At 73.1% G+C, this 13,275-nt stretch carries 11 protein-coding genes; 6 read left to right on the top strand and 5 right to left on the bottom strand.

Going from position 1 to position 13,275, the window contains the following annotated elements:
- Nucleotides 1-14: 14 nt before the first annotated feature.
- From zwf to tkt, 4 genes are all read right to left on the bottom strand, one after another.
- Entirely contained in the window at nucleotides 15-1,532 is a 1,518-nt protein-coding gene (gene zwf, locus E4P43_RS02760) for a glucose-6-phosphate dehydrogenase (protein ID WP_135143906.1), read from the bottom strand.
- 70 nt (nucleotides 1,533-1,602) lie between these two features.
- A complete protein-coding gene (locus tag E4P43_RS02755) occupies nucleotides 1,603-3,204 on the bottom strand; it encodes a glucose-6-phosphate isomerase (RefSeq protein WP_135143905.1) in 1,602 nt (533 codons plus the stop codon).
- Nucleotides 3,201-4,307 carry a transaldolase gene (gene tal, locus E4P43_RS02750; protein ID WP_135143904.1) on the bottom strand — a complete coding sequence of 369 codons (1,107 nt, stop codon included), beginning with the start codon at nucleotides 4,305-4,307 and terminating at the stop codon, nucleotides 3,201-3,203. Before tal ends, E4P43_RS02755 begins: the two co-directional genes overlap by 4 nt.
- 44 nt (nucleotides 4,308-4,351) lie before the next feature.
- A complete protein-coding gene (tkt, locus tag E4P43_RS02745) occupies nucleotides 4,352-6,565 on the bottom strand; it encodes a transketolase (RefSeq protein WP_135143903.1) in 2,214 nt (737 codons plus the stop codon).
- A 275-nt stretch (nucleotides 6,566-6,840) separates the two neighbouring features.
- On the opposite strand from tkt, the gene E4P43_RS02740 reads away from it, so the two are divergent.
- Both E4P43_RS02740 and E4P43_RS02735 read left to right on the top strand, forming a co-directional pair.
- On the top strand, nucleotides 6,841-7,773 hold the full coding sequence (locus E4P43_RS02740) for a heme o synthase (RefSeq protein ID WP_135143902.1): 933 nt from the start codon (nucleotides 6,841-6,843) through the stop codon (nucleotides 7,771-7,773).
- Nucleotides 7,774-7,874: 101 nt separating this feature from the next.
- Nucleotides 7,875-8,168: a hypothetical protein gene (locus E4P43_RS02735; protein WP_135143901.1), complete on the top strand. Its 294-nt coding sequence runs from the start codon at nucleotides 7,875-7,877 to the stop codon at nucleotides 8,166-8,168.
- A gap of 83 nt (nucleotides 8,169-8,251) precedes the next feature.
- Here the strand turns inward: E4P43_RS02735 and E4P43_RS02730 are convergent, their stop codons facing one another.
- Nucleotides 8,252-9,196 carry a COX15/CtaA family protein gene (locus tag E4P43_RS02730; RefSeq protein WP_135143900.1) on the bottom strand — a complete coding sequence of 315 codons (945 nt, stop codon included), beginning with the start codon at nucleotides 9,194-9,196 and terminating at the stop codon, nucleotides 8,252-8,254.
- Nucleotides 9,197-9,357: 161 nt separating this feature from the next.
- Between E4P43_RS02730 and E4P43_RS02725 the strand changes: the two genes are divergently transcribed.
- Genes E4P43_RS02725 through E4P43_RS02710 form a run of 4 tightly spaced genes read left to right on the top strand, consistent with a single transcriptional unit; the run spans nucleotide 9,358 to nucleotide 13,266 of the window.
- Complete coding sequence (locus E4P43_RS02725) at nucleotides 9,358-10,179, top strand: helix-turn-helix domain-containing protein (protein ID WP_245158899.1); 822 nt, start codon at nucleotides 9,358-9,360, stop codon at nucleotides 10,177-10,179.
- Nucleotides 10,176-11,618: a Fe-S cluster assembly protein SufB gene (gene sufB, locus E4P43_RS02720; protein ID WP_135143898.1), complete on the top strand. Its 1,443-nt coding sequence runs from the start codon at nucleotides 10,176-10,178 to the stop codon at nucleotides 11,616-11,618. The genes E4P43_RS02725 and sufB overlap by 4 nt, the downstream gene beginning before the upstream one ends.
- Nucleotides 11,618-12,913 carry a Fe-S cluster assembly protein SufD gene (sufD, locus tag E4P43_RS02715; protein WP_209313689.1) on the top strand — a complete coding sequence of 432 codons (1,296 nt, stop codon included), beginning with the start codon at nucleotides 11,618-11,620 and terminating at the stop codon, nucleotides 12,911-12,913. The genes sufB and sufD overlap by 1 nt, the downstream gene beginning before the upstream one ends.
- The gene (locus E4P43_RS02710) at nucleotides 12,913-13,266 is read left to right on the top strand and encodes a non-heme iron oxygenase ferredoxin subunit (RefSeq protein WP_104524133.1); all 354 of its coding nucleotides are present in this window, start codon (nucleotides 12,913-12,915) and stop codon (nucleotides 13,264-13,266) included. The genes sufD and E4P43_RS02710 overlap by 1 nt, the downstream gene beginning before the upstream one ends.
- Nucleotides 13,267-13,275 lie beyond the last annotated feature (9 nt).

Genomic DNA, 13,275 nt, shown 5'->3' with positions numbered 1-13,275 from the left:
CTCCTGGTGGCCGCTCACGGTCGCCGCCACCGGCGGCCTTCGGCGGCGAGCATCTCGTCGGCCGCCCGGGGGCCCCACTCGCCGGCCCGGTAGGAGTGCGGCTTCGTGCCCTGCCAGAACTCCTCCAGCGGGTCGATCACCGCCCAGGAGGCCTCGACCTCGGCGTTGCGGGGGAAGAGCGTGGCGTCGCCGAGCAGCACGTCCAGCAGGAGCCGCTCGTAGGCCTCCGGGCTGGACTCCGTGAACTGCTCGCCGTACAGGAAGTCCATCGAGACGTCGCGGACCTCCATGACGCTGCCGGGGACCTTCGACCCGAACTTGAGGGTGACGCCCTCGTCGGGCTGCACGCGCACGACCAGCTGGTTGTTGCCCAGCTCCTCGGTGTCGGTGTCGGCGAAGGGCAGGTGCGGGGCCCGCTTGAACACCAGGGCGATCTCGGTGACGCGGCGGGGGAGCCGCTTGCCGGTGCGCAGGTAGAAGGGGACGCCCGCCCACCGCCGGGTCTCCACCCCCAGCCGGACGGCGGCGAAGGTCTCGGTGGTCGACTCCGGGTCGACCCCTTCCTCCTGCCGGTAGCCGCAGGCGCGCTGGCCGGCGAGCCAGCCCTGCTCGTACTGCCCCCGGACGGCGAAGGTCTCCAGGTCCTCGGGCAGCGAGATGGCCCGCAGCACCTTGAGCTTCTCGGTGCGGATCTCCTCGGCGGAGAACTCGACCGGCTCCTCCATGGCGGTCAGGGCCAGCAGCTGCAGCAGGTGGTTCTGCAGCACGTCGCGGGCGGCGCCGGTCTTCTCGTAGAACCCGGCCCGCCCGCCGATGCCGACGTCCTCGGCCATGGTGATCTGCACGGAGTCGACGTTGTGGCCGTTCCAGATCGGCTCGAACAGGGTGTTGGCGAACCGCAGCGCCATCAGGTTCTGGACGGTCTCCTTGCCCAGGTAGTGGTCGATGCGGAAGACGTCGTCGGCGGTGAACACCGAGTCCACCAGCGCGTTGAGCTCGCGGCTGGACTCCAGGTCGGTGCCGAACGGCTTCTCGACCACCACCCGGCGCCATCGGTCGCTGGTGCTGTCGGCCATGCCGGTGCGCTGCATCTGCTTGAGGACGACGGGGAACATCGCCGGGGGGATGGAGAGGTAGAACGCGGCGTTGCCGCCGATGCCGTGGCTGCCCTCGAGCTCGGCGAGGTGCCCGGCGAGCTCGTCGAAGGCGTTGTCGTCGTCGAAGCTGCCCTGGACGAAGCGGACGGTGGTGGCCAGCCGCTCCCACACCTCCTCGCGCCACGGCGTGCGGGCGTGCTTCCGTGCGGCGTCGCGGGCGAGCTCGGCGAACTCGGTGTCGCCCCAGTCGCGCCGGGCGAACCCGAGCAGCGCGAAGTTGGTCGGCAGCAGGCCGCGGTTGGCGAGGTCGTAGACGGCCGGCAGCAGCTTCTTGCGCGCCAGGTCGCCGGTGATGCCGAAGACGACCAGGGCGCAGGGCTCGGGCACCCGGGGGAGCCGCCGGTCCCGCGGATCGCGCAGCGGGTTGGGGATCATCTTCCGTCCTCGTGGTCGGGGTGGGACCGGGGCGGTGCGGACGGCGTCGCCGTCCGCACCGCGGCGACGGTCAGCCCAGCGCGGTGAGCAGCTGGCCGATTCCCGCTGCCCGGTCCTTGAGGTGCAGGTGGAGCAGCGGGCGGTCCCGGTCGGCCAGCGCCTTGCGGTCACCGGCGGCCTGGGCCGCCTGCAGGGTGCCGAACGTGTAGGGCTGGTCGGGGACCGGCAGGTCCTCGGCGACGGCGCCGGTGAGCTGCAGGAAGGCCCCGACCTGCGGGCCGCCCTTGTGGTACTGGCCGGTCGAGTGCAGGAAGCGCGGGCCCCAGCCGAAGGTGACCGCGTGCTCCGTGCGCTCCGCCAGCGCGGCGCGCACGTCGGCGGCCGAGGCGTCCTGCAGCCGGTCCAGGTAGGCCATGACCGCCAGGTAGCCGCGCGGCGGGATCGCGCCGACCAGCGCGTCCAGGGCGAGCCGGAGCGCGTCGGACGCGGAGAGGTCCACGCCGTCGAGCAGGCCGCCGGAGGCGCGGATCTGCACCGCGCCCACCGTGGCGAGCGGCCGCTCGTCGGGCAGGCCCGACGCGAGGATCGCCTGGGTGTTCTCCTTGCTCTCGGTGACGTTCGGCTGGTCGAACGGGTTGATCCCGAGCACCCGCCCCGCCACCGCCGTCGCGTACTCCCAGGCCAGGAACTGCGCGCCGAGCGGGCCGGTCACGCCGACCGAGGGCCCCGGCTCCGGCGCGGTGGCGCCGACGAGGCCGAGGAGCACGTCCGGGGCCTGGGCGCCGGGCGCGTCCGGCGACTCCAGCACCACGGGGAGGATGCCGCGGCCCTGCTTGCCGGTGGACTCGGCGATCAGCTGCTCGGCCCAGTCGCCGAAGCCCTGGATGGGGGTGGCGCCGGCGTCGGCGAGGGCGACCTTGTCCCTGCCGGTCCGGAACGCGGCCCCGAGCGCGATGCCGAGCTGCATGGCGGCGTTGTCCGGCCGCGCCAGGCCCTCGGCCAGCTCCTCCGCGTCGTCCACGAGGGAGGCGACGTCGGCGCCGGCCAGCGCCGAGGGCACCAGCCCGAAGGCGGACAGCGCGCTGTACCGGCCGCCGACGGTGGGGTCGGCCAGGAAGACCGCCCGCGCGCCCATCGCGGCGGCCGTCTCCGACAGCGGGGACCCGGGATCGGTGACGACGACGAACCGGGCGCCGATCTGCTTCTCATCCAGGCCGGCGGCCGCGAAGGCGCTGATGAAGGCCCGGCGCTGGCTCTCGGTCTCCACGGTGCCGCCGGACTTGGAGCTGACCACGACGACGGTCCGCTCCAGGTCGGTCATCGCAGCGGCCACCTGGCCGGGGTCGGTGGTGTCGAGCACCACCAGCGGGACGCCGGCGGTCCGGCAGATGACCTCCGGCGCCAGGGAGGAGCCGCCCATGCCGCAGAGGACGACGCGGTCGATCCCCTCGGCGGCGAGCTCGGACCGCAGCTCGGCCAGCTGGGCGACCAGCGGGCGCGACGTCGCCGGCAGGTCCAGCCAGCCGAGGCGGACGGCCGCCTCGCTCTCCGCCTCGGGGCCCCAGAGGGTGGCGTCCTTCTGGACCAGCCGCGCGGCGACGTCGTCCTCGAGGAGCTGGGAGCGGACGGGCTCGGGGACCTCCAGACCGGCGGAGCTGAACTCCAGGGTCATGCCTTGTCCTCGAGCTCGGTGCGGACGGACTCGGTGAGCTCGTCCCAGGAGTCGACGAACTTCTGCACCGCCTCCTCCTCGAGCTGCCGGAAGACGTCGTCGAGGTCGACGCCGGCGTCGCCGACGGCCTTCATGACCGCGGCGGCGTCGTCGTAGGACTTCTGCACGGGGGTGCCGGGCGTGCCGTGGTCGGCGTAGGCCATCAGCGTCTTCTCCGGCATCGTGTTGACGGTGCCGGGAGCGATCAGCTCGCTGATGTAGAGGGTGTCGGAGTAGTCGGGGTTCTTGACCCCGGTCGACGCCCACAGCGGCCGCTGCCGCCGGGCGCCCTTGGCCTCCAGCGCCTGCCACCGCTCGGAGGTGAAGACCTCCTCGTAGGCCTGGTAGGCCAGCTGGGCGTTGGCCACGCCGGCCTTGCCCTTGAGCGAGGGGTCGGCCCCCGCGGCGTCGAGGCGCTTGTCGATCTCGGTGTCCACGCGGGAGACGAAGAACGACGCCACCGACTCCAGCGTGGAGAGGTCGGCCTCGGGGTCCTCGGCCAGCCGCTGCTCCAGGCCGGAGAGGTAGGCGTCCATGACGGCGCGGTACCGCTCGAGGCTGAAGATGAGGGTGACGTTGACGCTGATGCCGCGGGAGATCGACGTCGTGATGGCCGGGAGGCTGGCCTCGGTGGCCGGGATCTTGATGTACAGGTTCGGCCGGTCGACCAGCCACCACAGGTGCGCCGCCTCGGCGGCCGTGGCGTCGGTGTCGTGCGCCAGGCCGGGGGCGACCTCGAGGGAGACGCGGCCGTCGCCGGGCTGGCGGGAGGCCAGCGGGGCGAGCAGGTCGCAGGCGTCCCGGACGTCGGCGGCGGTGATGGTGCGCAGCGCCTCCTCGACGCTCACCTTGCGCACCGCGAGGGCGTGCAGCTGGTCGTCGTAGGACTCCGAGCCGCTGATCGCGGCGGCGAAGATCGTCGGGTTCGTCGTGACGCCGACGACCGAGTGCTCGTCGACCAGCGACTGCAGGTTGCCGCTGCGGATGCGGTCGCGGGACAGGTCGTCGAGCCAGACGGCGACCCCTGCCTGGGACAGCTCGGCCAGGTTCTCGTTCTGTGCCATGTCGGCCCCTTCCGGGCTCGGGTGGGTCGGTGCCGGCGCCCGCGTCAGCGGTCGCCGGTGGGGGAGTAGAGGCCGCCGGTGGCCGCGACCGGGCCGGCGGGGACGGCGGCGCCGGACCGGGCCGCCTCGATGCTCTCGCGGGCGGCGGCCACGACCGCCTCGTCGGTGAGGCCGAACTCCTCGTACAGGACGCCGTAGGCGGCGCTGGCCCCGTAGTGGGTGAGCCCGACGATCCGGCCGGCGTCGCCGACGAACTCGCGCCAGCCCAGGGGCACGCCGGCCTCGACGCTGACGCGGGCGCGGACGGTCGGGGGGAGCACCTCGTCCTTGTAGCCCTGGTCCTGGTCGGCGAACCACTCGACGCACGGCACGGAGACGACCCGGGTCGGGACGCCGTCGGCCTCCAGCCGCTCGCGGGCGGCGACGGCGATCTGCACCTCGGAGCCGGTGCCGAGCAGGATCACCTCGGGCGCGCCGTTCGAGGCGTCGGCCAGGACGTAGGCGCCGCGGGCCGTGCCCTCTGCCGAGCCGGACGAGGAGCGGTCGAACACCGGCAGGTTCTGCCGCGAGAGCAGCAGGCCGGCGGGGCGGTCGTTGTTCTCCAGGATCGTCCGCCACGCGACGGCCACCTCGTTGGCGTCGGCCGGGCGGACGACGTCGAGGCCGGGGATGGCGCGCAGCGCGGCGAAGTGCTCGATCGGCTGGTGTGTCGGGCCGTCCTCGCCCAGGCCGATGGAGTCGTGCGTCCAGACGTAGATGACCGGCAGCTGCATGAGCGCGGCCAGCCGCACCGCCCCGCGCATGTAGTCGGAGAAGGTGAGGAAGGTGCCGCCGTAGACGCGGGTGCCCCCGTGCAGCGCGATGCCGTTCATGATCGCGCCCATGGCGTGCTCGCGGACGCCGAAGTGCAGGGTGCGGCCGTACGGGCCACCGGTCCACATCTTGGTCTGGCGGTCGGCCGGCAGGAACGAGGGCTCGCCCTTGACCGCGGTGTTGTTGCTCTCCGCCAGGTCGGCCGAGCCGCCCCACAGCTCGGGCAGCGCCGGGTAGACGGCGGCCAGCACCTCGCCGGAGGCCTTGCGGGTGGCGACGCCCTTGGGGTCGGCGTCCCAGCTGGGCAGGTTCGCGGCCCAGCCCTCGGGGAGGGTGCGGGTGCTCATGCGCTCGAGCAGCGCGGCGCCCTCGGGGTTGGCCTGCTGCCAGGCGGCGAACCGCTCGTCCCACTGCGCGCGCTGCTCCCGGCCGCGCTCGACGACCGAGCGGGCGTGGGCCAGCACGTCGTCGTCGACCTGGAAGGTGCGCTCGGGGTCGAAGCCGAGGATCTCCTTGGTGGCGCGGACCTCGTCCTCGCCCAGGGCGGAGCCGTGCGAGGCGCCGGTGTTCTGCTTGGTCGGCGCGGGCCAGGCGATGACGGTCCGCAGCACGATGATCGACGGGCGGCCGGTCTCGGCCTTGGCCGCGGCGAACGCGGCGTCGACCGAGGCCAGGTCCTCGCCGTCGGCCACGTGCTGCACGTGCCAGCCGTAGGCCTCGTAGCGCTTGCCGACGTCCTCGGTGAAGGCGACGGTCGTGTCGTCCTCGATGGAAATCCTGTTGTCGTCGTAGACGAGGACCAGGTTGCCCAGCTTCTGGGTGCCGGCCAGCGAGGACGCCTCGCCGCTGACGCCCTCCTCCAGGTCGCCGTCGGAGGCGAAGCACCAGATGGTGTGGTCGAACAGGCTCTCGCCCTCGGGGGCGTCCGGGTCGAGCATGCCGCGCTCACGGCGGGCGGCCATGGCCATGCCGACCGCGTTGCCGACGCCCTGGCCCAGCGGGCCGGTCGTCGTCTCCACGCCGGGGGTGTGGTTCACCTCGGGGTGGCCCGGGGTCTTCGAGCCCCAGGTGCGCAGCGCCTTGAGGTCGTCCAGCTCCAGGCCGTAGCCGGAGAGGAAGAGCTGGACGTACAGCGTCAGGCTCGAGTGGCCCATCGACAGGATGAAGCGGTCGCGGGCGGTCCACTGCGGGTCGCTCGGGTCGTGCTTCAGCCACTTGTGGAAGAGCAGGTAGGCGGTGGGCGCCATGCTCATCGCGGTGCCGGGGTGGCCGTTGCCGACCTTCTGCACGGCGTCCATCGCCAGGATGCGGGCGGTGTCGATCGCGCGGCGGTCGAGGTCGCCGAAGTCCGCCGGCAGGGTCGGCCGCGGCTGCGACGGGTTCCCGGTGGGGGCGTCGGTCGCGGCCTCGGCCGGGGCTTCCGCCTCCGTGCTGCGCGTGTCCATCTGGTCGGTGTCTCCCTCGAGGTAGGCCTGACGATGCACCCGGACGGGCGGTCGGCCGCCGGCGGACGTGCCGGGGCGTCACGACGGGGTCTCGTCGCCGTCGCCCCTACCCGCTGCACCCGCGGCACCAACGTGATCAACCCTAGTCATCCGAGGTCATGGCGCGCGGCTGGCCGGGCGGGGCCCGGGGCTACCATGGGCGGGTTCCTCCCCCCGGTTCGAAGGGATCCCGTGGTGCCCTGCTGCCCGCGCGCGACCGCGCACGAGGGCACCCGGTGACGGCGCTGTCCGAGCGCGCCGCCGCCCCTGCTCCCCGCCTCGCCGCCCGCCTCCGCTCGCGGGTCGGTGCCTACGTCGGGCTGACCAAGCCGCGCATCATCGAGCTGCTGCTCATCACCACGGTGCCGGCGATGATGGTCGCCGACCGGGGCTGGCCGCCGCTGCCGCTGCTGTTCTGGACGCTGGTGGGCGGCACGCTCGCGGCCGGCGCCGCCAACGTCTTCAACTGCTACTTCGACCGGGACATCGACCGGTTGATGCAGCGCACGCAGAAGCGGCCGCTGGTCACCGGGGAGGTCACCCCGCGCGCCGCGCTGGTGTTCGGCTTCGCCCTGACGGTGAGCTCGATCGTCCTGCTGCTGCTCACCACGACGCCCCTGGCCGCCGCGCTGTCGGCGGCGGCGATCTTCTACTACGCCGTCCTCTACACGATGGTGTTCAAGCGGCACACCCGCCGCAGCACCGAGTGGGGCGGGGTGCCCGGCGCCGCGCCGGTGCTCATCGGCTGGGCCGCGGTCACGGGCTCGCTGGACTGGCCGGCCGTCGTCATCTTCGGGATCGTCTTCTGCTGGCAGATGCCGCACTTCTGGGCGCTGGCCCTGCGGTTCAAGGACGACTACGCACGAGCCGACGTCCCGATGCTGCCCGTGGTGACCACCGCGCTGTCGGTGGGCCGGCAGTCCGTCGGGTGGGCCTGGGCCACGTTCGCCGTCTCGCTGCTGCTCTGGCCGGTCGCCGCGGGCTACGGCATCGGGCTGGGCTACGCGATCCCCGCGGCGCTGCTGGGCGGCTGGTTCGTGGTGGAGTCCCACCGGCTGCTGGCCCGCATCAGGCGCGGCGGGGACATGAAGCCGATGCAGCTGTTCCACGTCTCGATCTCGTACCTGTCACTGCTGTCGGTCGCGATCATCGTCGACGCCATCGTCTGACCGGCGTCGGAGCGCGGCCGGTCCGGTGGCCGAGAACGGTGCCACGCCGGTCTCCGGCCGGGCGGATGCCGGAGCGGCGCGCGTCTCGGTGGCATGGAAGCGTGCAGCTCGTGCGCACGGACCTGGCCAACGCCCGGATGGGCCAGCTGGTCGGCGCCGACCGGCGCACGTACTCGATGACCGGGGTGGCGCTCGGCCCGGCCGAGGTCGAGGCGCTGGTCGAGTCCGGGTGCCCCGTCGTCACCTACCTGCCGGGCGGACGCCTCCTCTGGCACGACGAGGACGACGCCTGGCCGGCGTGGGCCGATGCGCGCAGCGGCCCGGAGCGGGTGACGGCCGGGCGATGGGAGTCACCGGACGGGTCGGTGCTGGTCGTCCTCGTCCTGCACGCCTGAGCGAGCCCCCTCGATGTCGCCCGCATGCGCACGGATGTCGCTACCGCGCCCGGGATTCCCGCGCGGAGGCGTGAGCGGGCGGTTCAGCGGGTCGCGGCGGGCTCCGCCTCGCGCGCCGCCAGCGGGGCGTCCGACGCCGGGCCGCGCACCGACCACACGAGCCGGGCGGCGAAGGCGGTCGTGAGCACCGCGCCGAGCATGTGCAGCAGGACCAGCGCGATGGGCAGGTCGGTGAAGTACTGCACGTAGCCGACGACGCCCTGGGCCAGCTCCACGAGCAGCAGGTCGCGGGCGGCCCGCCGGACCCGGGCGGGAGCGTCGGTGGCGTGCAGCGCCACCAGCATCGCCACGGTCAGGCCGACCAGCAGGAAGACGACGTCGGCGTGCAGCTGGCTGACCAGCTCGGGGTCGAAGCCCATGCGGTCGCCGGTGGGCACGTCCCGCTCGTCGACGTCGCCGCTGTGCGGGCCGCTGCCGGTGACGACGGTGCCGAGCGCCAGGACGGCCGCCGTCGCGGCGCCGATGCCCCAGGTCAGCAGCACGAAAGGCCGGCGCACCAGCGGCTGCCCGACGCCCGGCTCCCGCGAGCGCAGCCAGAGCGTCGTGGCGAGCGCGACGAGGACCGCCGAGACGAGGAAGTGCGCGGCGACCGTCCACGGGTTCAGCCCGGTGAGCACGGTGACGCCGCCCAGCAGCGCCTGCGCCGGGATGCCGAGGAAGGTCAGGACGGCGAGCGGCCGCAGGTCGCGGCGCGCGGAGCGCCAGACGGCGACGACGGTGGCGACGGCGACCGCGGCGAGCACGAACGTGAGCAGCCGGTTGCCGAACTCGATGGCGCCGTGGCCGGCCAGCTCCGGCGTCGCCACGAAGCTCTCCGAGGTGCAGCGCGGCCAGGTGGGGCAGCCCAGGCCGGAGCCGGTCAGCCGGACCGCGCCGCCGGTCACGACGATCAGCCCGTTGGCCACGGCGTTGGCGAGGGCCAGGCGGGAGATGGTGGTCGCGGAGAACGAGGCGGGCAGGCGCGGCACGCGTCGATCGTATTCGCTCCGGCGCCCGGACCCGGGTCGCGCGCACCGGGGGAGAGGGCCGTCACGTGCGCGCGGTGAAGCTGATCACGATGCTGTCCCGAGGAGGTGCTTCTTAGGTCGACCTTGCTTGCGCGGTCCCCTAAATAGGACACACTCGTGTTGTGGAATCCATCGCGGCGCACTCCCGGCCGTCGGCGACTGCCGACGACGGGCGCACCCGCGACCGCGTGAGCGGCCTGCTCCTCGAGCACGGCCCGCAGACCGCCACCGAGCTCGCGGGGCGGCTGGGCATCTCCCCGGCCGCCGTGCGCCGGCACCTCGACGCGCTGGTCGCCACCGGCCGGGTCGAGGAGCGCCAGGTGCGCGACGCCCACCGCGGCCGCGGCCGTCCCGCCCGCCGGTTCCACCTCACCGACGCCGGCCGCTCGGCCTACCCGCACGCCTACGACGACCTGGCGCTGACCGCGCTGCGGTACGTCGCGGGGATCGGGGGCCCGGACGCGGTCCGCGCGGTCGCCGAGCAGCAGCTGGCCGGCCTGGAGGCGCGCGCGTCGAGCGCCGTGGAGCGGGCGGTCAGCGCGGAGCACGGGCAGCCGGTCGACCGGGCCCAGGCACTCGCCGCCGCGCTCACCGCCGAGGGCTACGCTGCCTCGGCCTCCGCGATCTCCAGCGGGGGGCAGCTCTGCCAGCACCACTGCCCGGTGGCGCACGTGGCGGCCGAGTTCCCCCAGCTGTGCGAGGCCGAGACCGCGGTGATCGGCCGGCTCGTGGGCACCCACGTGCAGCGCCTGGCCACGATCGCCCACGGCGACGGGATCTGCACCACACACATCCCCGGCGCCCTGCGCCCGGGGAACAGAACGGCCCCTGCACGCCCTGTACCAGGTGAGCGAGGAGCGCGCGGCGCGCGCACCGCACCGTCCACCAGCACCGAGACACCCAGCAACGCCCACGCGATCTCCCGGGAGAGGACGCCCGCATGACCAGCACGCAGCAGCCGGCCACGGCCACGCAGCTGACGCAGGACGAGCAGATCGAGCAGCTCGGCCGCTACGAGTACGGCTGGGCCGACGCCGACGTCGCCGGCGCGTCGGCGCGCCGCGGTCTGAGCGAGGACGTCGTCCGCGACATCTCCGCGCGCAAGAGCGAGCCCGAGTGGATGCTCGACCGCCGTCTCAAGGCCCTGAAGCTCTTCGACCGCAAGCCGATGCCCGACTGGGGCTCGGACCTGTCCGGGATCGACTTCCAGAACATCAAGTACTTCGTGCGCTCCACCGAGAAGCAGGCCACCTCGTGGGAGGAGCTGCCGGAGGACATCAAGAACACCTACGACAAGCTGGGCATCCCCGAGGCGGAGAAGCAGCGGCTGGTCGCGGGTGTCGCCGCGCAGTACGAGTCCGAGGTCGTCTACCACCAGATCCGCGAGGACCTCGAGGAGCAGGGCGTCCTCTTCCTCGACACCGACACGGCGCTGAAGGAGCACCCGGACCTGTTCCGCGAGTACTTCGGCTCGGTCATCCCGTCCGGGGACAACAAGTTCGCCGCGCTGAACACCGCCGTGTGGTCGGGTGGCTCGTTCATCTACGTGCCGCCGGGCGTGCACGTGGAGATCCCGCTGCAGGCCTACTTCCGGATCAACACCGAGAACATGGGCCAGTTCGAGCGGACGCTGATCATCGTCGACGAGGGCGCCTACGTGCACTACGTCGAGGGCTGCACCGCGCCGATCTACAAGTCGGACTCGCTGCACTCCGCGGTCGTCGAGATCATCGTCAAGAAGAACGCGCGCTGCCGGTACACGACCATCCAGAACTGGTCGAACAACGTCTACAACCTGGTCACCAAGCGGGCCGTGGCCCACGAGGGCGCGACCATGGAGTGGGTCGACGGCAACCTCGGCTCCAAGGTGACGATGAAGTACCCGGCCGTGTGGATGACCGGCGAGCACGCCAAGGGCGAGGTCCTCTCGATCGCGTTCGCGGGCGAGGGCCAGCACCAGGACGCCGGCGCCAAGATGGTGCACGCCGCGCCGCACACCTCCTCGACCATCGTGTCGAAGTCGGTGGCCCGAGGTGGTGGCCGCACGTCCTACCGCGGCCTGGTCCAGGTCGACGAGGGCGCCTACGGCTCCAAGTCGACCGTGAAGTGCGACGCGCTCCTGGTCGACACGATCAGCCGCTCGGACACCTACCCCTACGTCGACGTCCGCGAGGACGACGTCGCCATGGGTCACGAGGCCACCGTCTCCCGCGTCAGCGAGGACCAGCTCTTCTACCTGATGAGCCGCGGTCTCACCGAGGACGAGGCCATGGCGATGGTGGTGCGCGGGTTCGTCGAGCCCATCGCCCGTGAGCTCCCCATGGAGTACGCCCTCGAGCTCAACCGGCTCATCGAGCTGCAGATGGAAGGTGCCGTCGGCTGATGACCGACCAGAACACCACGGGTCTCACGACCGAGTCCGCCGTCCTCGCCGGAGAGCTCTTCGGCGAGGGCGTCGGGACCCAGGCGGGCCCGCCGACCACCCCGGCCGACTCGACCGCGGTCGCCCCCGGCGCGCACTCGCACGGTGGCACCCCGACCGGCTCGCCGGCCGAGCGGTTCACCTCGACCGACCCGGACGCCTTCGGCGTGCCGACCGGCCGCGAGGAGACCTGGCGCTTCACGCCGATGAAGCGGATCAGGCCGCTGCTCGACGGCGCCGCCTCCGACGCGAAGCTGAGCTGGACGACCGACCTCCCCGAGGGCGTCGAGCTGGCCCGCGTCGACGCCGGCGACCCGCTGCTCAAGGGCCTGCCCGAGCCGGTGGACCGGCTCGCCGCGCTGACCCGGCAGAACGCCGGAGGCGCCGACGTGGTCCGCGTGGCCCAGGAGGCCCAGCTCGACCGCCCGGTCACGCTCGGCCTGGCCGGTACCGGCTCCGAGGACGTCGTCTGGGGCCAGCTCGTCGTCGAGGTCGGAGCTTTCGCCAAGGCGACGGTCGTCCTCGACCACAGCGGCCTCGCGAAGTACTCCGGCGGGGTCACCGTGCTCGTCGGCGACGGCGCGCAGGTCACCCTCGTCACGGTGCAGGAGTGGGCGCCCGGTGCGGTGCACGGCGGGCAGTACGACGCCGTCGTCGGCCGGGACGCGACCTTCAAGCAGGTCGTGGTCACCCTCGGCGGCGACCTCGTCCGCCTGGTCAGCAACGTGCAGTACGCCGGCCCCGGCGGCAGCGCGGAGCTCTTCGGCGTCTACTTCTCCGACGAGACGCAGCACCAGGAGCACCGGCTCTGGGTGGACCACGCCGTCCCCAACTGCTCCAGCAACGTGCTCTACAAGGGCGCGCTGCAGGGCGAGGGCGCGCGCACGGTGTGGATCGGCGACGTCCGGATCCGCCCCGCGGCCACCGGCACCGAGACCTACGAGCTCAACCGGAACCTGGTGCTCACCGACGGCGCCCGCGCCGACTCGGTGCCGAACCTGGAGATCGAGACCGGTGAGATCGTCGGCGCCGGCCACGCCAGCGCCACCGGCCGGTTCGACGACGAGCAGCTGTTCTACCTCTGCTCGCGCGGCATCGACGCCGAGACCGCCCGCCGCCTGGTGGTCCGCGGCTTCTTCGCCGACGTCGTCCAGCACATCGGCGTGGACGAGCTGCAGGACCGGCTCATGGCCACCATCGACGCCCGTCTCGGCGCCCTCCCGGGCCTGGACGAGCAGCCGGTCGAGGTCGCCTGATGGCTTTCGAGCGGGTCTGCGCGCTCTCCCAGGTCCCCGAGAACGGGGCCCTGCGGGTGGAGCTCGCGGACGTCGACGTCGCCGTCGTCCGCTTCGAGGGCGAGGTCTACGCGATCCAGGACCTCTGCTCGCACGCCGAGGTCCCCCTGTCCGAGGGCGACGTCGAGACCTTCGACGGCGCCCCCACCATCGAGTGCTGGCTGCACGGGTCGTGCTTCGACCTGCGCACCGGTGAGCCCACCAACCTGCCGGCGACCGAGCCGGTCGACGTCTACCCGGTCCGCGTGGAAGGGGAGGACGTGCTCGTCGACACCGAGAGCGACGGCCGCCTCCCGCTCGCGTCCGGCAGCTGAAGGAGAAGA

It is taken from the genome of Blastococcus sp. TF02A-35, assembly GCF_004571075.1.
Taxonomy (GTDB): Bacteria; Actinomycetota; Actinomycetes; order Mycobacteriales; family Geodermatophilaceae; genus Blastococcus.
This window is presented reverse-complemented; position numbering and strand designations above follow the sequence as displayed.

What these genes read in the sequence shown, in the direction of transcription:
- sufB (WP_135143898.1), top strand. Translation starts at nt 10,176, where the DNA reads ATGACCAGCACGCAGCAGCCGGCCACGGCCACGCAGCTGACGCAGGAC.
- E4P43_RS02755 (WP_135143905.1), bottom strand. Translation starts at nt 3,204, where the DNA reads ATGACCCTGGAGTTCAGCTCCGCCGGTCTGGAGGTCCCCGAGCCCGTC.
- sufD (WP_209313689.1), top strand. Translation starts at nt 11,618, where the DNA reads ATGACCGACCAGAACACCACGGGTCTCACGACCGAGTCCGCCGTCCTC.
- zwf (WP_135143906.1), bottom strand. Translation starts at nt 1,532, where the DNA reads ATGATCCCCAACCCGCTGCGCGATCCGCGGGACCGGCGGCTCCCCCGG.
- tal (WP_135143904.1), bottom strand. Translation starts at nt 4,307, where the DNA reads ATGGCACAGAACGAGAACCTGGCCGAGCTGTCCCAGGCAGGGGTCGCC.
- E4P43_RS02710 (WP_104524133.1), top strand. Translation starts at nt 12,913, where the DNA reads ATGGCTTTCGAGCGGGTCTGCGCGCTCTCCCAGGTCCCCGAGAACGGG.
- tkt (WP_135143903.1), bottom strand. Translation starts at nt 6,565, where the DNA reads ATGGACACGCGCAGCACGGAGGCGGAAGCCCCGGCCGAGGCCGCGACC.